This window comes from Lysinibacillus sp. FJAT-14745, from assembly GCF_001275675.1.
Lineage (GTDB): Bacteria > Bacillota > Bacilli > Bacillales_A > Planococcaceae > Lysinibacillus.
This window is the reverse complement of record NZ_LITM01000005.1, coordinates 458,689-478,452: the sequence shown is the minus strand read 5'-3', so window position 1 is coordinate 478,452 and position 19,764 is coordinate 458,689. Positions and strand designations below refer to the sequence as shown.

Below are 19,764 nucleotides of genomic sequence, written 5' to 3'. Positions count from 1 at the left end.
CAACGTTGTAAGCTGATAACGTGGAGGGATAGCCACTAGACTAATAAAGATTTATTCAACCAAGTAAGGCAGTTCTTTATCGGTTAATAAGGTTCTCGTGAGACTAAAAGAGGTTTAACTCCGAAAGGGGTCACCAACTTATTGAAACGGAAGAAATTGAGGCACAATGAGTATTATAGTATGCAAGATTGTTTTGATACACTTTATGCTCAAAGTGTCAGTGGTCATCACTTCTATGACTTAACAGAATTAATGAGTTCTAAAGACAATATACGTCTAGTCTACCGAAACATCAAAAGAAATACAGGTAGCAAAACTGCTGGAACCGATAAATTAACAATCAATGCTATCTTGCATTTAACTGTAGAAGATGTAATAGCAAGAGTTCAAGCTATGTTTAAATGGTATGAACCACAGCCAGTAAGACGGGTTCTCATTCCTAAAGGAAAGGATAAAACTAGACCTTTAGGGATACCAACGATTTGGGATAGAATCTTTCAACAATCCATACTGCAAATTTTAGAGCCAATTTGTGAAGCAAAATTCCATAAACATAGTTATGGGTTTAGACCGAATCGCAGCACTCATCATGCCAAAGCTAGACTTGAGTTCCTTATCAATCAGACTGGGCTTCATCATTGTGTTGATGTAGATATTAAGGGTTTCTTTGATAATGTTAATCATAGTAAGCTTTTAAAACAAATATGGTCTCTAGGCATAAGAGATAAATCACTCCTCTCTATTATATCTAGGCTACTAAAAGCAGAGATTGAAGGAGAGGGTATTCCTACAAAAGGTACTCCGCAAGGAGGTATTCTGTCACCGTTATTATCCAACATTGTATTAAATGAATTGGATTGGTGGGTTAGTAACCAATGGGAAAAGTTTGAAAGCAGATATACATACTCCACTAATGGCAGTAAATATCAGCATTTAAAGAAAACAGCTTTAAAAGAGTGCTTCATTGTCCGATATGCGGACGATTTTAAAATAATGTGCCGAACTAGGTCAAACGCAATAAAAATGAACTACGCATTGAAAGACTTCTTGAGAAAAAGGCTTCATTTGGAGTCAAGTGAAGAAAAATCAAAGGTCGTTAATTTAAAGAAAAACTCATCGGAGTTTCTAGGCTTTTCAATAAAAGCCATAAGAAAGGGTAAGACCAGATTTGGTTATGTAGCAAAGTCTGATATGTCTAAAAAGGCTAAAGCAAATGCTTTCCAAAAGATAAAAGAAGCCATAAGGGTAATCAAGAGAAAGCCTTGTATTCAGACAGTTTGGAATTTTAATACCGTTGTGATGGGAATACAAAACTATTACTCAGCTGCAACTCAAATTACAATTAATCTGAATGAGTTAAATCTCCACCTACGCAAGACGTTATACAATCAACTAAAGAATATTAGAACCGAGGCAAGGTTCCATGAGATGACTAAGACTTTACAGAAGAGGTACAAGGGATACAAGGCTAAACTGTATAAGATACAGAACATGGTTTTTGTCCCTATCCATGCACAACGATGGAGAAAGACACTAGGTTTTTCACAAATAATTTGTAATTTTACAGTCGAAGGTAGAGCGAAAATTCATAATAGCTTAAAGGCTATCAATAAAAATACTCTTTCTTACATCATGAGAAACTACATTCCAAATAGATCTATTGAGTACAACGACAACAGAATCAGTAAGTTCATTGCCCAGTATGGCAAATGTGCCATTTTAGGTGAAGAATTAGGTATTAATGATTGGCATTGTCATCATATCAATCCGTTTAACATTTCAAAAGATGATAGTTATTCGAACTTAATAATTTTGAATAAGACTATACATCAACTTATACATTTGAAAGACAAGGCAAAAATTAAAACACTCTTAAAAGCTGTAAAGCTTTCGAATAAGCAAATAGAAAAAGTAAATAATTTACGACTGAAATGTAACAATGAAATAATCTAATAATGGAAGAAAAGCACTCGTCTGCTTAAGACATAGAAAGAATAAATTGGATTAGTTGGAACGCCGTATGCGATGAAAGTCGCACGTACGGTGTGAACAGGGGGAAAAGCTGGCGATAATTTCAAAGGCTTACCTATCTGTATCAACAAGCATTTCAAAAACTTTCCCAAACGACGCTTTGAGAAGGTTTGTGCTCTGTCTAATAAGCAAATTTGATAAAATAGATGAATGACACACTTATAGGGGTGAAAATATGGATGGTATTTTAAAACAACTAGCTGAAATTAAAACCGAATTAGAAAAGCCATTTCCTACTAGAGATATTAATAAAATATGTGAAGATTATCGAACAGAATTTTTGAATTTATCGGATGAGGTGGATTTCTATGAAGATTTTCGTTATTACTGTGTGAACATAGCTGGAACGTTAAGTTATGTTTTAGGGGATAAGATAAATCAAATTCCACAAGGAAAAATTGACATGCTATATAAGTCTTTTTTTGAATACTATAATCAATATGAATTTTTTGAAGGCCGAATAGCAAACTATAATCATTTCTTTCAGGAATATAAAACCTTTGAGCAAACAAGAAAATTGTTATTACAACTGTTGTCAAATAACCATTGTCCATTAAATCGACAGAATCTATAAACAAAAATAAATCTGAATTTTTAGAAATGAACTTGAAATTTATACAACAAAATTCAATAAAACATTCCCAAGTGAAAGTTTAGGGAGTAAAACACCCCATTCAATTGAATGAGGTGTTTGTTTTTTGCTGCTCATAATCAGTATGTCCCCAAACCACGCTTTGGCAACTATTTGAAATTCAAATATCTCCCTTTTTTGTCGATAAAATTACAAAGATAAAAAGGGTGGTTAGAAAATGATAGGGAAAATTGGACAAACACATAGTAATTTTTTTGAAAATATGCATCAGAGAAATACGACAAAAAATACAGCATCGCCAACTACTAAAACAGACGAATTTATTCGTTCTTCAGGTAAAGGGGATTTGTGGGGCTATTCGATGAAGGAAGTAAAAAGTCCTTTAGTAAGGAGCTATTCAGCATTTAGTTCCATTCCCGCACCAGATTGGAGTAGGATTCCTACAAAAGGCGGGCGAACGTTATCAAATGAAGAGATGCTCGAACAAATCAAAAGCGTAGCACAGCGTGAAGCCATGATGAGGCATTCAAATAACTATGAACAATCTGATCGTATAGAGCGAATGAAAGACTATTTATCTACACAATATATTTCTGATGTTTCACCAGACCGAAAAGCCTTGTACAAACAAGCAGAAAAAGAGCTGCAAAAAGCAAAAGAAGAGCAACAGACATATCCAATAAACTTTACACTCGTCGATATTTTGTCTGATTTGGATGAGGTCGAAGGTTTTAATAGCAATCATGGAACTATTACAACTGCTTATACGACAGGTTATGGGGAAGAATATGAACTGAATATTGGCGGCCAGCGTGTGATGGGCACGTCAAGAGGCATTTGGAAGTATTATTCAACCCCTCTAGAAGAAATGAAGAGAGAGGAATTTTACAAAATATATAATATGGAAATGGAGCATTCAAAAAGGATATTAGAAAAGCAATAATAAAATATAGAAAACAAATTTAATTGATGTATAAATATTTACGTATATTTATTTAAAACTCAATAAAGTTCCGAAATAAGACTTTGGTGACCCTACCATAAAAGCTTTCCAAACGACGCTTTGGTAATGTTAAACTTTAATTACACGAGGAGGCGAAAAAATGGATTATACTAAAATCTATAATGAGGAACTGATTGCCTTAGTAAAAGAGAAAATAAAGTCAGTCGGTGAAATTAAAGCGGTGAAGTTTTTGAGAGAGCAAACAGGTATGTCCTTAATACAGGCAAAAAAATTTGTAGATTTTTGTAAAGAATAGACATAAAAATTAGAGTCAATAAATTAACCTGTGTTTTATTGCAACAATATTTATAAAGTATACAAAATAAATATAATAAACGTTCCCAAATAAGACTTTGGTGACTCTACGAGGAAGGCTCCCCAAACCACGCTTTGGGGACTTTTTATATTCAACTAACGTGAGCAGAATAGTTCAATAAAAGTGTGGATTAATTTGGTAAAATAGATTCGGAGGGGAGGAAATGTAGTGAGAAATTTTATTTCTGTTTTCATAATAGTTGTTGTAGTCGTCTTAGTAATTAATATAGACATCGACAAAAATGATAGTTTCTCTTCTAATAATAATGATGAGAAACAATGGGACCGTATTGCATCAGTCCTTGATAATAAGTGGGATGAATTTGGTTTATTTAGTTTTCAAGTAACCCCAGATTCAACAATTTTTATTGAAATGGATGAAACTAAAAGTGAATCACAATTGATAAAGTATTTAGAGGAAAATGTAAATAAAACAGATTTGAATCAATACAACTTTGAAATTACTAAAAGAAGTTTACACGAAGTTGAGACAGAGAGTTTTATGATGGAGGTTTCAGATATTGTATCTGATTATTTACAAGAAAATAATTATCACGATGTGGACATTTACGCCCCTTCAATAGAACCTAAACCGATACTAAAAATATCAATTCCTAAGTCCAGTGAACGATCTAGCGAAAATATAAAAAAGGAGCTAGAAGATGTATTAGCTTCCAAGAGCGCTGAACTACCAAACAAAGATATTTCCTATGAAATCCAGGTGATAGAGCATATTGATGAAAGTACTATTGAATCAGATGCCGTAATCAGTGATGTTGTTGAAGATTTTCAAGGAACAGCAAACCATTTAATTATTTCTAGTACAGATATTTTTAAAGGAAATGGTATCTATAAAATGTCTTGGGCGCAACCATCAGATTCGAAGGACTATAAATTTCATGTTACAAACAATACAGGGACAAATGTAACCGTGCAAATTCAACAGAGTGGTCACACGCAAACTTATAATTTAGTGGCTAATGGTTCTACTACATGGGTCCAATCAGCTGCTTCTTCTGGTGACCATACAATAGTGGTAACAACATCTGATGGAAGAATTTTTGAAGGGGATGTTTTTGTTAGTGTATGTGATGCTCCATTGAACCAATTAGAAAGAATTTAACAAAGTTAAGTTCTTTAACAGGGGATTTAGTGCAACAAAGATTTATAACGTATACATAACTAAACCTAATAACGTTCCCAAACGCAAGTTTTGGGACGAAATAAAACACTTAAAACGTTGTCATACCAATGTATTAAGTGTTTTTCTGTATTTCATTCATATACACATTTTTATGCCCTATCGTTTGAACTTAGATACAATAAAGCTTTCAATGCTGTTCAAAAGAAATTGCACTGAATCATATTTTGAATAAAATATTGCATATACAGCGGATTCCTTAACGTTATAAATCAACCTTTTCTTTTAACATAGCCTTTTTCTTTCTTCAACTAACGGGTGACTTTAGTTGAAGAAGATCGCTAAACCAGAAACAACAATCTTTGAGAAAAAAGCCAAAATAAAAGACTATAGAGCAAACAAGTTTGTCTACAGTCTTTTATTTGTATCATTATTTTTTAGAAATAGTCGCTGCCATTTTAAGCATAGCATCTGTCAAATCTAGTTCATTGTTATCATGAATTGTTAGTTTTGTAATTAAACCGTCCTTTTCAAAAACAACGCCGATTACTTTTTCTGTATCAAAATTTACAACATAGCCCTCAATGTTTTTAATATCCTTAAATGCAGCTAGATCTTCAGAAGTTAAAGATGATGTTTCACCAACAGCATTCATATAATCTTGCATAGATGTTTTTGCATCTGCGTAACTTGATTGTGATGCATCAATTGCTTCGATACGCATAAATACATCAGCATTTTTATTAGAAACTAACATGTCTTTACCTGGTTCTTCTTGAGAAAGTGTAAATCCAGGTAGTTGTTGCATTTTGTAGTCTTGAGTAGCACTTTTTGATTCCTTTGCTTTCTCAGTTTTGTCTACACCTTTTTGTACATAGTTAACTTCTTGTTCTTTTTTAGTTGAATTGTCTGTATTGTCTGTATTGTCTGTATTGTCTTTAGCTGTTGCATTTGATGTAGGCGTTTCTTGCGATTCATCTACAGTTTTATCCTTAGTTGATGGTTGTTGTTGTTCAGTCGATGTATTTGATGGCTCATTTTTTTGAGCGTCAGAATCCTCTGTTTTGTCAGAAGTATTACATCCTACGACTAGAACGGCTGTTAATAATAAAGCAGGTACTGAAAGTAATTTTTTTTGCATGAAAAGCCCTCCTTTTTAATTAAACGTTGGTAAAGACAAAATGTTTCCAAATTTTAATGTTATCATGTTAAAGGTAACACTAAAAATAATAGTAGTACAAAAACTACATGAGTTACAATAACAAGTGGCATACTTTTACGCCATTCATATAACAAGCCCCAAATAAGGCCGGTTACAAGTGCGGCGATCATACCAAGCATAAAGCCGCTTAGTGCAATGGAGATTGCGCATAAAATCGCAGTTACAATAACTGCAAAAGTAGGACGCATAAAGCGTTTCAGCTGTTGTTGAACATAGCCACGCCAAAAGATCTCTTCACCGATCGCAACAATGAATACGAGGAAAATATAGTGCCAAATATTTTGTGGTCCATAATTTGCTAAAAATTTTTGTACTGATGGAACTAATGAATTATTAATGTATGGTGCAAGCCAATAACCAAAGCGTACAATACCGTATGTTATTGTACCGTATCCAATACCGAAAAGTAAAAATTTCCAGGTAGGTAACTGATCTTCAATTTTACCAACCAAAATAGCAATGGCAATACATACAAGTAAAGTAAATGCATATAGGTACCAAAATACAGCTTGGTTAGCAAAGGTAAAAGCAAGCATGCCATAAACGAATAATAAAGAAAGGATCAATATTATTGTTTGTTTCGAATTTGTAAGCATCATTCGACCTCCATGCTTTTAATAGTATCAAAAAAAAAGTCCCTTATCATCTATAAAGACAAATAGGGACTATTCAGAATATTAAGCTTCATTTGTATATAGAATTTTATAACGTTTATGGTTGACGACCGTTTTTTCTTCAATTTCAAGGGAATCGAAATTTTCCATGTATGTTAAATCAACGATCACCGAATTTTCATTTACTTTTTCAACTATACCTTGTAGGCCATCTTTAAACTCGATAATATTTCCAACTTCAGCTATTTTCACAGACAGTCAGCTCCTTCATCGACTAATAATATACAGTTTGCATGAAAAAATGGGAAACGTAAAGCCTTTTTTGAATAATTCATAATTTAGTAAACAAAATGTAAAAAAGAGAGGAATAAAATAAATGGAAAAATACGAAAATATGCTTAAACAATTACAAAATGGGGAATTAGAATGTATAGAAATAGAGAAGGAACAATTTTATGAGTTTCGAGAAGTACTTGTAAAACATCCTTTATTTAAACATTTTAGAGGTGAGGCCAAACAAAATGGGCGCATAATCTATACTTATCAGGAAGTTCCTAGAAGCTGATTTGTCGAACATTGTCGTAAGTTAATGCTGTAAGAAATGAAATATAAATGTATAATAATGGTATGATTATTTGTGTGTGGAGGTTGTATGAATGGTCAATCTACTCTTGAAACAAATGGAACAAACTCGTGAGATGATGATTCGCTCAGGTGTAGAGAACGGGTTGCAAAATGCGAAAACCATTCAACTGAGTCGCAGATTAGATCAGTTAATGAATACTTATTATAGACAGACAGCATTTGAAGAAGAAGAAGATCAAGATGATTGAAAGAATGTTCCAGTATTCACAATATAAACTTTTTAAATAATATGTTTAAAAAGCATTTGGTGGGGAATACTTTATTATGAACACAGCAACATTCTCATTTCCCCCTTAGAGCAGTGATACCCCATCAACTGCTCTCTTTTTTTTTTGCTGGCGAAATTGATTTACTCGTATATATGCAGCACATAATGCTTTTAGTACAAGCTAATAATAAAAGTTTGAATTATCGCACTTATTCAACTACACTGAAAGAGGAAAATTAGTGCTAGTGGTTGGTTAATATTGTGAAAAATTGATCGATAGCCTTGATACGAAGGAGTAAGTACATATGGGAAAAGAGCGTATTGCATTTATCGGCACAGGCGTTATGGGTGCTAGTATTATCAAGCATTTAATAAAAAATGGTCATGAGGTAACAGTTTATACACGCACAAAGGAGAAAGCGGAGCCGCTTTTGGCGTTAGGTGCAGCTTGGGCAAGTACGCCAGCAGAAGCATTTAAAAATAAGGAAATTGCCTTTACGATGGTTGGATACCCTGCAGATGTAGAGGAAGTTTATTTTGGAGATAACGGTTTATTTCAAACAGCTGAATCCGGCAATATCGTTATTGATATGACCACTTCCGAGCCAACATTGGCTAAGAAAATTTTTGAGCACGCACAAAAGCTTGGAGTAGAAGCGCTAGATGCACCAGTTTCTGGAGGAGATATCGGTGCTCAAAACGGAACATTATCAATTATGGTTGGAGGTAGCCAAGTTACATTCAATAAAATTTTATCAGTCATGAAACATTTTGGTGAAAATATTGTTTATCAAGGTGAAGCTGGTGCAGGACAGCATGCTAAAATGTGTAATCAGATTGTTATTGCTTCTGGCATGATTGGTGTGTGTGAGTCACTGGCTTACGGCTTAAAGGCTGGACTTGATTTACCAACAGTATTGCAATCTATCTCATCTGGTGCAGCTGGCTCTTGGTCGTTAAGTAATTTAGCACCCCGTATGATAAAAGAAGATTACGCACCAGGTTTTTATATCAAGCATTTTGTAAAGGATATGAAAATTGCATTAGACGAATCGAAAAAAATGGGGATTACTTTACCAGGTCTAGCACTTGCTTATGATATGTATGAAAAGCTAATGGAAGAGGGCTATGGTGAAAACGGTACGCAGGCGCTTTTAAAGGCTTATCAATAAAGGTTAAAATAACACTGACTATAGAAAAAATTTTTAGGAAGCCCGAAGTATCATCAATGATGGATACTTCGGGCTTTCATATATTAAGTAGCTTACTAACACACAGAAAATAGTAAACTTGGAAGCATCACTCTTTATCAAAAAGTTTTGCGTCTAAAGAAAGACTAGATGCTCCTACAAGTGCAAAGTATAAAGCAATTGCAGCTAAAGCCAAATCAAATTCATACCCAGCTAAGCCGTTTTCACCGATAAAGCCAACGCTAAGCTTCGCTGTGAAAATGGCAACAATCATTGTCACTGTCAATAAAGCGCCGAAAAGTCTTGTGCCTAAGCCTAAAATAATTGCTACACCACCGACTAGTTCTATAATAGCAACAATATAAGCCATAAAGCCTGGAATACCAATGGCATCAAAATAATCAGCTGTAAAGCCTATACCACCCTGAAACTTTTGAAATCCGTGAGCTGCAAAAATAATGCCAAGCACCACGCGTAAAATAGTTGAACCGATATTTTGCATAGTGTAATAAACTCCTTTTGTTTTTAACTTACATTTCGTAACTTAGTTTATTTTTAAAAACAACTTTTGTCAAGTAACTAAATTTTATTTTTGATACTGATTTTTGACAAAAATGATATACTCTTATATAAGAAAAAAATCCTTGGGAGGCAGGCAAATTGGATCAACAAAAAATTTGTCCACGATTTGAAAAGGCGCTAAAAATATTAAATCATAGCTGGAACACCCTGCTTATTTATCAGTTATTAGAAGGTCCTCAACGATACTCAACAATTAAAAATCAGGTGGGTATTAGCAGTCGTGTGTTAGCGGAGAGATTAAAAGAACTAGAGATTGAGAACATTGTGAATCGCACAGTTATTCCATCAACACCCGTAATGATTGAATATGAGCTGACAGAAAAAGGACATGCACTTGCACCGGCCCTTAAAGCAATTGAACAATGGTCTTCTACGTGGGTGAATATAGAAGAATAGTGCAAAGGTATCTAAGCGAGGGGGCTTGGATACTTTTTTTATTATGAGTAGCTCGCAAATAAGGAGAAGATTTGTTCATTCTAGAGTGTTAGGTTAAATCGAAATAAATGTATATTGTAAATAGTGTTAATTTTCTATAAATAAAAGGTATTTTTTATTACATGAGTGAATTTATTTAATAATATAGAGATGGGGAGGAGGGGTTTTATGAAGCGGAATTCAGTAGTAGACGTACAGCATCGGAGTCAGTTAGCTCTTTATTTATCACTGCCAATTTTATCGTGGGCATTTTATGATTTTGCGAATACGATATTTTCTTCAAATATTAATACTATATTTTTCCCGTTTTATATGGATGAGGTTTTAGGGACGAATGAGGTAATGCAGCAGGTGGCAAGCACGTTTATTTCTTATGCAAATGCTATTGCTAGCTTTTTCCTCGTCGTTTTTTCACCACTTTTTGGTGTATGGATTGATAATACGGGCTATAAAAAGAGATTTATAGTGTGGTTTGCATCTATCTCCATCTTCTTCACCTTTATGATGGGTGTTCTTGCGAATCTACAAACGTCAACAAATTATGCAGGTGTGCCACTTACTTTATTTTTAGTTGTGGCTAGTTTTATCATCGCAAAATTTTTCTTTAATTCGAGTCTAGTATTCTATGATTCAATGATGGGTGATTTAGGGACAAAAGAGGAAATGCCCCTTATTTCTGGCTATGGGGTAGCGATTGGTTATCTTGGTACAATTTTGGGGCTACTTGTTTATTTGTATGTAGGGAACAGCGATTTCCATCGAGCATTTATACCAACGGCAATTTTATATTTATTATTTTCTTTGCCATTATTTTTTATTAATAAAGATACACCGATTCCAATGTCTCAGCGCAAGCCTATTAAATTTCTAGATGGCTATAAGGAAATTATTCAAACCTTTAAGGACATGAAGCAATATAAAGCTATTTTCACCTTTATGATTGCTTATTTCTTTTTAAATGATGCCATTGCAACAACCATTGCAATGATGGCTGTATATGCAACAACGATTGTAGGCTTCACTTCGGGTCAATTTATCGTGCTTTATTTAGTGTCTACTGTTTCAACTATTATTGGCTCTTTTGCATTTGGTTATATTACAAAAGCAATTGGAGCCAAACGTGCGATAACCGTGGTGGCGATATTAATGATTGTTGCTTTAGCATTTGCTGTCTTTGCGACAGAGCAATGGATGTTCTGGCTTGCAGGTAGTATGTTCGGCATATCACTAGGATCGATGTGGGTAACATCTAGAACATACATCATTGAATTGTCTCCAGAAGAAAAACGAGGTCAGTTTTTTGGCTTATTTGCATTTTCGGGTAAAGTATCCTCAATTATTGGGCCAGCAGTCTATGGAACGGTCACATTATGGATGAAAGATTATGGAACGCTAGCAAGTCGTGTTGCGCTATCGACATTAATTGTGATGACGGTAATTGGCCTATTGGTGCATCTAAAAGTCAATGAAAAAAATGGGAAAAGCAAGTAGGAGAAATGTCTTGCCTATGATACAATTGAATTATAAATAGAAGATGGAAAGAAAGGAGCGGGGTTGCTTTGGAACATAAAGGTATATTATTAGAAAGTGGCACAAATGAGCTAGAAATTGTTGAATTTGAAGTAGCTAACAATAAATTCGGTATTAACGTTATTAAAGTGAAAGAAATTATTCAACCGATTCCAGTTACATTTATTCCACACGCGCACCCGCATGTAGAAGGGATTATACAATTACGAGGTGAAGTTTTACCTGTAGTTGATATGCTCCGAGTATTAGGTATTCAAAATGCAGAGCGTAGTCCTCAGCAAAAATATATTGTAGCTGAGTTTAATAAACAGCGCGTAGTATTCCATGTAGATAATGTAACGCAGATTCACCGTATTTCATGGAATCAAATCGAGAAACCTTCTGATATGTATCAGGGAGGAACATCACAAGTAATTGGTGTTATTAAGCAAAATGAGCAGATGATTTTATTGCTTGATTTCGAAAGAATTATGGTAGATATCAATCCAGATTCTGGTATTAGTATAGAATCTGTTAAAAAGCTTGGTAAACGTGATCGCTCTGAAAAACGAATTTTAATTGCAGAAGATTCACCATTACTACGTAAACTCTTATTCGATACTATGAATGAAGCAGGTTATGAGAATGTTGAATTCTTTGAAAATGGCCGTGATGCTTATGAATACCTCGAATCTGTCGTCAAAGGTGGTGGCGATGTATCCGAGCATGTTCAATTAGTTGTGACGGACATTGAAATGCCACAAATGGATGGGCATCATTTAACGCGTAAAATAAAGGAGCATCCAGACCTCCAAAAGCTTCCTGTCATTATTTTCTCAAGCTTAATTACGGATGATCTTCGTCATAAAGGTGACCAAGTAGGTGCAGAGGATCAAATTAGTAAGCCAGAAATTGCGGAGCTTATTTTACGAATAGACCAACTTATCTTATAAAATAAAGCTTTGAACAATAGAGATAAGGTTGAAAAGGTACTTCACAATATTAATAATGGGTATCCTGAAAGTATAATAATAATTTAAAGAAAGTCGGATGCCTCTTTTAGGCTTCGGCTTTTTTGTATAGATAAATGATGCTAGGAACAAAATAATAAGATTCTATTTGTTAGGTTATCTATACAATTTTGACATGAAGGTGAGTATCCTAACACTTCTACCCGAAAACCTGGCAAGCTAAGAGCTCGTAGGTTTGTATCTAAATCGATGAGGGTAAGCAGTCAGTGACGAAAAGTGAGGGGAATCATCGGAATGTTTGAGTATCTACACATTGTGGCTTACCTCACCTAACATTTGATGTAGAACCTAAAATAATATGCATGTACGCGCTAAGGAAGTGATTATTTGAATGAATTAAAAACCGCTATCATCGATATTGGCTCAAATACCATTCGATTAGTATTGTATCAATACGATAAAGAAGAGGGACTTCGTGAGATTGGAAATATTAAAACCGTTGCACGTTTACGTACATATTTACAGCCCTCTGGTGAAATGTCTGATGAAGGTATACAAGTATTAACAGAAACATTATTGACTTTTAAAGCGATGCTCGACGATTTTGAAGTGACTGATGTTAAAGCTGCTGCAACAGCTGCAATCCGTCAGGCAACAAATAGAGCAAAAATTATTACTTTAATGAAAGAACAGACAGGCATTCATATAGAGCTTTTATCTGAAGAAGAAGAGGCATATTATGGCTTTGTTGCTGTAGCGCATTCAATAGGCACGAAGTCTGCTGTAACTATCGATATTGGTGGCGGTAGTACAGAAATAACGCTTTTTGAAAATAAAGAACTACAGAAATCTTATAGTTTTCCTTTTGGTACAGTTTCTTTAAAGCAACGTTTTGTAAAGGGCGAGATTATGAACAGTAGTGAAAAAAAGGAACTCATTGCATTTGTTAAAGAACAGTTCAAATCACTTCCTTGGATGCAGGATATCGGTTTACCGATTATCGCCATTGGTGGTAGTGCTCGAAATATTGCCCAAATTCATCAGCAAAAACATGCATATCCAATTGCAAGTGTACATGGCTACGAAATGACTAAGGAAAATTTAGATGAGCTCAGTATGTTTTTAGATAATTTAAGTTTTAATGAATTGAAACAGTTAGATGGGCTTTCGGTAGATCGTGCGGACATCATCGCCCCTGCATTAGAAGTTTTCAATGTGTTAATGGAGGTTGTCGACAGTAAATTGTTCCAGATAACAAAGAAGGGTTTGCGAGAAGGCATCATTATACAGCGTATTTTACAAACAGATAAAAGTGCGTTTGATAAGTACAATGTGTTTGAGGGAAACGCTAAAAGATTGGCTCGTCAGTATGGTCGAACTGAAAAAGAAGTGGACTATTTAACGCATTTAACGGATCAATTGTACCGCGAATGCTGCAACCTCGGTTATTTACAACATCATCCAAAAGATATGCAATTGTTGGCGAAAGCGGCGAAGGTTTTTAATATAGGGGAGTATATTGAGTTAAGTTCGGCGAGCCAGCATACCTTTTATTTAATTGCAAACCAATCTATCGATGGTCTAAATCATAAGGAGCGTGTGAAATTAGCACTCTTAGCCTCGTATAAAAATAAAGATTATTATCAGCGATTCGCAGCTCCTTTTACGGAATGGATGAGTCGTGAGGAGTATCGTAAAATACGAGACTTTGGCGCACTTTTAAAATTTGTCTATGCGTTAAATGTAACTAAAAGAAAGATTGTACGTACCATTAAGATGCTAACAAAAGAGGATTATGTTCAGCTTAACATCTATGTGAAACACAATGCGGCCGCTGAAAAATATCAAGCAAACCGACATAAAAAACATCTAGAACGCGCACTAAAAATACCTATAAAAATAAATTTTATTGAAGAAGGGTTGAACAATTATGACAACTGAAGTTACGAACAATCAGTTAAGTGAAGAGGATTTCACAGAAGCACAGAGCCGTTTACTAGAGGAAATTGCTAAGCCGCAATACTATAACAACCGTGAATTAAGCTGGCTAGCCTTCAATGAACGAGTATTAGAGGAAGCAGAGGATGTCAATAATCCTCTGCTAGAACGATTGAAGTTTTTAGCAATATTTAGTTCGAATTTAGATGAATTTTTTATGGTGCGTGTTGCAGGTCTACAGGATCAAGTACGTGCAGGTTTCCATAAGCCTGAAAATAAGTCCGGCTTAACACCAAAAGAGCAATTAGCAAAAATTGCAGAGCGAACTCAAGCATTAGTGCGCCGACAAACTGAAGTTTATAGACATTTAATTTATGATTTATTACCACAACATAATGTACATATTGCAGATATAAAAGACCTAAATAGTACACAAAAAGCATTTGTTAATGAAATGTTTGCAGAAACTATTTTCCCTGTTTTAACTCCCGTAGCTGTAGATGCGTATCGTCCTTTCCCAACTTTGTTTGGTAAAACATTAAATTTACTTGTTTTATTAGAGAAAGATGAAGCAGACATGGAGAATCGTGAAAGGGTAGCAATTGTTCAAGTACCATCTGTCTTAGATCGTTATATTAAAGTACCATCAGCAGACGGAGAGACAGTTATTGTCTTATTAGAAGATGTGATTGTAGCGCATATAGAAAAGCTCTTTTATGGTTACAGTGTCAAGTCGGCACAGGCTTTCCGTTTGACACGTAATGCTGATTTGACAATTCATGAGGAAGGCGCAAGGGATTTACTTGTAGAAATCGAAAAAGAGCTGAAAAAACGTAAATGGGGTGTAGGGAGTCGTCTAGAAGTTCGTGAGGGCGAGATGAGCGAGGAAGTTCTTACCTACTTACTAGATGAATTTGAAATTGAAGAAACAGACGTTTTTCATATAGATGGACCACTAGATTTAACATTTATGTTCTCGTTTGTAAAAGGCATATCTGTTGGTCGAGAACATTTAGAATATGAAAGCTTTATTCCGCAGCCACCATTAGATTTGCAATCGGATGAAAATATTTTTGAAAAAGCTTTGCAACAAGATATTTTTTTCCATCACCCATATGAGTCGTTTGCGCCAATCGTAGATTTTATCTCAGAAGCGGCGGTCAATCCGAATGTTTTAGCAATCAAACAAACGTTATATCGTGTAAGTGGTAATTCACCTATTATACAAGCACTAAAGTTTGCAGCTGAAAATGGTAAACAGGTAACAGTGTTAGTTGAATTGAAAGCACGTTTTGATGAAGAGAATAATGTGCTTTGGGCAAAGCAACTTGAGCAAGCAGGCTGCCTTGTCATTTACGGTATGAATAACTTAAAAACACACTCGAAAATAACGCTTGTAGTAAGTCGTCGAAATGGAAAAATTGAACGTTTTGTACATCTTGGAACAGGGAATTATAATGATGCAACTGCAAAAATTTATACAGATATGGGAATAATAACGACTGATAAGGAATTTGGCATTGATGCCACTAACTTCTTTAACTATTTAAGCGGTTATACAGAAAAGCCAACTTTTAATCATTTAGTCGTGGCACCATTTGATATTCGAGATGAATTTATTAAGTTAATGGATGAGGAAATTGCTTGTCATAAGAAGTATGGTAATGGTTTTATTCGAGCTAAAATGAATTCACTAACGGACAAAGACTTAATGATGAAGCTATATGAGGCGTCTATTGCAGGTGTGAAAGTAGAGCTTATCATTCGAGGTATTTGTTGCATTAGACCAGGCATCCCTGGAATTAGTGAAAACATAACGGTAACGAGTATTGTTGGTCGTTTCCTTGAGCACTCTCGTATTTATTGGTTCCATCATAATGGGGAAAATAAAGTATATTTATCTTCTGCAGATATGATGACTCGTAATATGATTAAACGTGTAGAAATTTTATTCCCTGTATATGCAAGCGAAGCAAAAGCTCGTATTATTAACATCATGAATACACAACTTGAGGATACAGCAAAAGCTCGTATTCAAGATTCCAATGGAAAATATCATTACAAAGAGTTTGACCGTAGTGAAGATCCAATTAATAGCCAGGAAATTTTCCTAAAGGATGCACTAAAGCCTACGCTAGACGAAGAATAAAGCAAACACGCTACTTAGTGAGGGATATAATGAAAAAATATGAAGAGAGTGTAGCGCAATTTGCAGACTATCATCAAGTCATACACCTTAATCCATTTGATGCAGTTGTATGTTTGAGAAAAGTTGATACGAAAGCGTTTGAGGTCGTTAATTTTAACGATAAACTACCGTCATTTATGAAGCTACAAGATGTGAAAGCCACCAACGCAGAACATTTTTTTACAGAGCAATGTTGGCTGCAATTATCGAATATATTACAACAAGAATTGAATATAGACCAAAGTCTAGAGATACGTACAGAGCACGAAGTAAAAACATTTGCTGTTCGTGTACAGCCCTTAGAAAAATCAGTTGTAGCAGTTATTCTACGTGAGAAACAGCATGAAGTAGAACCGCATTTGCAATTTGTGGAACAGCACGTAAGTCCGGTATTAACAACTGATTTACAAGGTCGCATTATTCATCAAAACGTTGTTGCCACTTCTCTATTGTCAAAAGAACATCAAAGCTTGATAGGACAAAATATTTTTTCATTATTAGAGAGTAAGTATATCAACGAATTTAAATTACTATTTGCTAAAACTGTTGAGGGCTCTGCATTTGGAATGCCCAAATGCTTGTTTAAACGCCAATTGCTAAGTAAAGAACCATTTTATTTAAGAACGCATCCAACGTACTTTAATGGTGAAATTGTAGGTGTCCATTTATTTGTGAAAGACGCCACTTCATTTATGAATGATCATGAGGGCTTTTATTACCTAGCATTAATGGATGAATTAACAGGTATTTGGAATCGCAAGGCTTTTAAGGAGCATTGGCTTCAGTATTTAAATGATAAAAAGCATAATAAGCAAGCAGCTATTATTTTAGTGGATATTGATCGCTTTAAAAAGTTCAATGAATCACTTGGTGAAAGTAAGGGTGATGAACTTATACGAATGTTTAGCCATAGACTTCGTGAGCTCTGTTACTCCAAATGTTCGCTTTACCGTTATAATAGCGATGAATTTATTTTTGTTCTAAAAGATGCAACCGTCAACAAAATTGAACAGACGGCTAACGCTATTTTAGACGCATTAAAACAGCCGTTTATGATTGATGGGCAGGAATATTTTATTAGCGTGTCGATTGGTATCTCACTCAGTCCTGCAGATGGTAAGGATTTAGAAACACTTGTACGTAAAGCAGATAAAGCATTGTTTTCTGTAAAAGAGTATGGGCGTTCACACTACCGTTACTATCGTGAAGATATGACAACTATTTTTCCAAATGAAGCACTAATGGAGGCCCATTTACGTCGTGCTATCGAATTTAATGAGCTAAGTATTCATTTACAGCCACAAATGGATTTAATGAATAATAGCATCAATAGCTTTGAGGCGTTATTACGATGGAATAATCGAAAATTTGGCTTTGTGTCTCCTGCACAGTTTATACCTATTGCAGAGGCATCAGGCTTAATAATTGAAATCGGGGATTGGATTATTGATGAGGTGTGTCGCTATCAAAAAGAGTGGCAGATGAAGGGCTATCGACCAGTACGAGTTGCCATTAATATTTCGCCAAAACAATTTAGAAAAGAAAACTTTGCTCGGAAAATTAAAGCGGCCTTGAAAAAATATAATGTGCCACCTGAATTATTAGAAGTGGAAATTACCGAAAGCTCCATGACGAATGTCCATGAAACATTTTCAATTTTAACTGAATTGAAGCAGCTAGGGGTTTTTGTTTCAGTTGATGATTTTGGAACAGGCTATTCATCTTTAAGCTATTTAAAGCGCTATCCAATAGATATCATAAAAATTGATCAATCATTTATAGCTGATATTACAAAAGATGATAAAAATGAGGCAATTATTAAGGCCATTATTTCAATGTCCCACAATTTAGGATTAGAGGTCATTGCTGAAGGAATCGAGGAACCATCACAAGTTGATTTTTTAAAACACCATCGATGCCAAAAAGGCCAAGGCTATTTATATAACAAGCCATTACCCGTAGAAACCATTGTTAATGAATATTTTGTTAGCTAATAAAAACAATCCAGTAGCACTTCATCATGAATTGGATGAAGTGCTACTTTTTTTAGAGCTTGGGAAGGGGGGATCTAAGCGAAATAAAGGTACAACCTGATCAAAAAAGAGCATAACCCGATCACTTCTCTGGGCAAGCCGATCGAAAAAAGGTATAACCTGATCACTTCTCCGGACAAGCCGATCAAAAAAGGCATATACCTGATCACTTTTCTGGTCAAGCCGATCAAAAAAGTGCTTTACCTGATCACTTTTCCGGACAAGCCGATCAAAAAAGGCATATACCTGATCACTTTTCCGGTCAAGCCGATCAAAAAAGTGCTTTACCTGATCACTTCTCCGGTCAAGCCGATCGAAAAAAGGTATAACCTGATCACTTTTCTGGTCAAGCCGATCAAAAAAGTGCTTTACCTGATCACATCTCTGGTCAACCCGATCAAATAGTGGCTTTACCCGAGCAGTTCTCCCGTCAACCCGAACGAACGGAGATATAACCGAATTGGAAAAGGACTACACCCGAGCGCATGCTGTTTCCACCCGAGCAAACCTGTCTAAAATGAGCTATTTATTTTCTACTTTCAATCCATCTAACACAATAGCTGTAAATTGTCCCATTTCTGCAGCCAAATTGAAATCTTCATTATGGATTAACCAATCATAAACATTTGCACGCATACAACGTTGAATAATAGCCTGCATTTGAGTAACCTGCAATTCCTGACGAAATTCTCCAAGTCGAATGCCTTCCTCTATATAAGAATTAATGATTTGAAATATTTTTCTTTGTGGATTTATTAAATAATGATCTTGTTCCACTTGACTTGTCATCGCCGCAGTATAGACTGTGCGCATTAAATCCTTTCCAACAACGTTTGTTAAATACATCATTTGCTCTTTATAAAGCGTTAGAATTTTTTCGCTTGCCGGTAAAGAAGAGTCAATATTTTTTTCCACCGTGCTATAAAAACTATCTAGTTCCTTAAATTTCTCTAAAATAACATCGTATTTAGATGGGAAATGGGTGTAAAAAGTTCCCTTTGATACATTACATGCCTTTGTAATTTGTTCAACAGACACATGCTCGAATCCATATTTATTAAATAAATCTAATGATGTTTTGAGTAATTTTTCTCGTGTTTCTAAAGCCTTTTTTTGACGGCTTGTTAATGAATTCATATTTTAATAT

General features: G+C 35.0%; 19 protein-coding genes. 14 read left to right on the top strand and 5 right to left on the bottom strand.

All coding sequences use genetic code 11. From position 1 onward, the window contains the following. Positions 1-180 precede the first annotated feature (180 nt). The 5 genes from ltrA to AMS59_RS09575 all read left to right on the top strand — a co-directional run bounded on the left by ltrA (position 181) and on the right by AMS59_RS09575 (position 5,064). On the top strand, positions 181-1,953 hold the full coding sequence (gene ltrA, locus AMS59_RS09590; RefSeq protein ID WP_053483643.1) for a group II intron reverse transcriptase/maturase: 1,773 nt from the start codon (positions 181-183) through the stop codon (positions 1,951-1,953). A 253-nt stretch (positions 1,954-2,206) separates the two neighbouring features. Next, complete coding sequence (locus tag AMS59_RS09585; protein WP_053483508.1) at positions 2,207-2,605, top strand: YxiJ family protein; 399 nt, start codon at positions 2,207-2,209, stop codon at positions 2,603-2,605. A 235-nt stretch (positions 2,606-2,840) separates the two neighbouring features. Further along, positions 2,841-3,566, top strand: coding sequence for a hypothetical protein (locus AMS59_RS09580; RefSeq protein ID WP_053483507.1), 726 nt, complete (start codon positions 2,841-2,843; stop codon positions 3,564-3,566). 160 nt (positions 3,567-3,726) lie between these two features. Further along, a complete protein-coding gene (locus AMS59_RS25790; protein WP_169786300.1) occupies positions 3,727-3,882 on the top strand; it encodes a hypothetical protein in 156 nt (51 codons plus the stop codon). Positions 3,883-4,110: 228 nt separating this feature from the next. Beyond that, on the top strand, positions 4,111-5,064 hold the full coding sequence (locus AMS59_RS09575) for a hypothetical protein (RefSeq protein ID WP_053483506.1): 954 nt from the start codon (positions 4,111-4,113) through the stop codon (positions 5,062-5,064). Between the two features lie 448 nt (positions 5,065-5,512). Here the strand turns inward: AMS59_RS09575 and AMS59_RS09570 are convergent, their stop codons facing one another. The 3 genes from AMS59_RS09570 to AMS59_RS09560 form a co-directional block, all read right to left on the bottom strand. After that, on the bottom strand, positions 5,513-6,223 hold the full coding sequence (locus AMS59_RS09570; protein ID WP_053483505.1) for a hypothetical protein: 711 nt from the start codon (positions 6,221-6,223) through the stop codon (positions 5,513-5,515). A 62-nt stretch (positions 6,224-6,285) separates the two neighbouring features. After that, entirely contained in the window at positions 6,286-6,900 is a 615-nt protein-coding gene (locus AMS59_RS09565) for a CPBP family intramembrane glutamic endopeptidase (RefSeq protein ID WP_053483504.1), read from the bottom strand. An 81-nt stretch (positions 6,901-6,981) separates the two neighbouring features. Next, entirely contained in the window at positions 6,982-7,170 is a 189-nt protein-coding gene (locus tag AMS59_RS09560) for a DUF2187 family protein (protein ID WP_053483503.1), read from the bottom strand. A 124-nt stretch (positions 7,171-7,294) separates the two neighbouring features. On the opposite strand from AMS59_RS09560, the gene AMS59_RS09555 reads away from it, so the two are divergent. The 3 genes from AMS59_RS09555 to AMS59_RS09550 all read left to right on the top strand — a co-directional run bounded on the left by AMS59_RS09555 (position 7,295) and on the right by AMS59_RS09550 (position 8,943). Beyond that, positions 7,295-7,483 carry a hypothetical protein gene (locus AMS59_RS09555; RefSeq protein ID WP_053483502.1) on the top strand — a complete coding sequence of 63 codons (189 nt, stop codon included), beginning with the start codon at positions 7,295-7,297 and terminating at the stop codon, positions 7,481-7,483. Positions 7,484-7,574: 91 nt separating this feature from the next. Beyond that, positions 7,575-7,751: an aspartyl-phosphate phosphatase Spo0E family protein gene (locus AMS59_RS24140; RefSeq protein ID WP_082337441.1), complete on the top strand. Its 177-nt coding sequence runs from the start codon at positions 7,575-7,577 to the stop codon at positions 7,749-7,751. A 325-nt stretch (positions 7,752-8,076) separates the two neighbouring features. Next, complete coding sequence (locus AMS59_RS09550; RefSeq protein ID WP_053483501.1) at positions 8,077-8,943, top strand: NAD(P)-dependent oxidoreductase; 867 nt, start codon at positions 8,077-8,079, stop codon at positions 8,941-8,943. 127 nt (positions 8,944-9,070) lie between these two features. Here AMS59_RS09550 and AMS59_RS09545 read toward each other — a convergent pair whose 3' ends face one another. Next, positions 9,071-9,463, bottom strand: coding sequence for a DoxX family protein (locus AMS59_RS09545; protein ID WP_053483500.1), 393 nt, complete (start codon positions 9,461-9,463; stop codon positions 9,071-9,073). A 158-nt stretch (positions 9,464-9,621) separates the two neighbouring features. Between AMS59_RS09545 and AMS59_RS09540 the strand changes: the two genes are divergently transcribed. The 6 genes from AMS59_RS09540 (at position 9,622) to AMS59_RS09515 (ending at position 18,578) form a co-directional block, all read left to right on the top strand. Further along, a complete protein-coding gene (locus tag AMS59_RS09540) occupies positions 9,622-9,939 on the top strand; it encodes a helix-turn-helix domain-containing protein (protein ID WP_053483499.1) in 318 nt (105 codons plus the stop codon). Positions 9,940-10,146: 207 nt separating this feature from the next. Next, positions 10,147-11,469 (top strand): MFS transporter, encoded by a 1,323-nt coding sequence (locus AMS59_RS09535; protein ID WP_053483498.1) that lies wholly within the window; start codon positions 10,147-10,149, stop codon positions 11,467-11,469. Between the two features lie 68 nt (positions 11,470-11,537). Beyond that, on the top strand, positions 11,538-12,440 hold the full coding sequence (locus tag AMS59_RS09530) for a chemotaxis protein (RefSeq protein WP_053483497.1): 903 nt from the start codon (positions 11,538-11,540) through the stop codon (positions 12,438-12,440). 405 nt (positions 12,441-12,845) lie between these two features. Continuing rightward, a complete protein-coding gene (locus AMS59_RS09525; protein WP_053483496.1) occupies positions 12,846-14,399 on the top strand; it encodes a Ppx/GppA family phosphatase in 1,554 nt (517 codons plus the stop codon). Further along, on the top strand, positions 14,389-16,545 hold the full coding sequence (locus AMS59_RS09520) for an RNA degradosome polyphosphate kinase (protein ID WP_053483495.1): 2,157 nt from the start codon (positions 14,389-14,391) through the stop codon (positions 16,543-16,545). The genes AMS59_RS09525 and AMS59_RS09520 overlap by 11 nt, the downstream gene beginning before the upstream one ends. 29 nt (positions 16,546-16,574) lie before the next feature. Next, on the top strand, positions 16,575-18,578 hold the full coding sequence (locus AMS59_RS09515) for an EAL domain-containing protein (RefSeq protein ID WP_053483494.1): 2,004 nt from the start codon (positions 16,575-16,577) through the stop codon (positions 18,576-18,578). 561 nt (positions 18,579-19,139) lie between these two features. On the opposite strand, the gene AMS59_RS09510 is transcribed toward AMS59_RS09515, so the two are convergent. After that, positions 19,140-19,754: a TetR/AcrR family transcriptional regulator gene (locus AMS59_RS09510; protein WP_053483493.1), complete on the bottom strand. Its 615-nt coding sequence runs from the start codon at positions 19,752-19,754 to the stop codon at positions 19,140-19,142. Positions 19,755-19,764 lie beyond the last annotated feature (10 nt).

Coding starts and splice junctions, on each gene's coding strand:
- ltrA (WP_053483643.1), top strand. CDS start 181: ATGCAAGATTGTTTTGATACACTTTATGCTCAAAGTGTCAGTGGTCAT.
- AMS59_RS09550 (WP_053483501.1), top strand. CDS start 8,077: ATGGGAAAAGAGCGTATTGCATTTATCGGCACAGGCGTTATGGGTGCT.
- AMS59_RS09535 (WP_053483498.1), top strand. CDS start 10,147: ATGAAGCGGAATTCAGTAGTAGACGTACAGCATCGGAGTCAGTTAGCT.
- AMS59_RS09570 (WP_053483505.1), bottom strand. CDS start 6,223: ATGCAAAAAAAATTACTTTCAGTACCTGCTTTATTATTAACAGCCGTT.
- AMS59_RS09565 (WP_053483504.1), bottom strand. CDS start 6,900: ATGCTTACAAATTCGAAACAAACAATAATATTGATCCTTTCTTTATTA.
- AMS59_RS09545 (WP_053483500.1), bottom strand. CDS start 9,463: ATGCAAAATATCGGTTCAACTATTTTACGCGTGGTGCTTGGCATTATT.
- AMS59_RS24140 (WP_082337441.1), top strand. CDS start 7,575: ATGGTCAATCTACTCTTGAAACAAATGGAACAAACTCGTGAGATGATG.
- AMS59_RS09585 (WP_053483508.1), top strand. CDS start 2,207: ATGGATGGTATTTTAAAACAACTAGCTGAAATTAAAACCGAATTAGAA.
- AMS59_RS09510 (WP_053483493.1), bottom strand. CDS start 19,754: ATGAATTCATTAACAAGCCGTCAAAAAAAGGCTTTAGAAACACGAGAA.
- AMS59_RS09580 (WP_053483507.1), top strand. CDS start 2,841: ATGATAGGGAAAATTGGACAAACACATAGTAATTTTTTTGAAAATATG.
- AMS59_RS09520 (WP_053483495.1), top strand. CDS start 14,389: ATGACAACTGAAGTTACGAACAATCAGTTAAGTGAAGAGGATTTCACA.
- AMS59_RS09555 (WP_053483502.1), top strand. CDS start 7,295: ATGGAAAAATACGAAAATATGCTTAAACAATTACAAAATGGGGAATTA.
- AMS59_RS25790 (WP_169786300.1), top strand. CDS start 3,727: ATGGATTATACTAAAATCTATAATGAGGAACTGATTGCCTTAGTAAAA.
- AMS59_RS09515 (WP_053483494.1), top strand. CDS start 16,575: ATGAAAAAATATGAAGAGAGTGTAGCGCAATTTGCAGACTATCATCAA.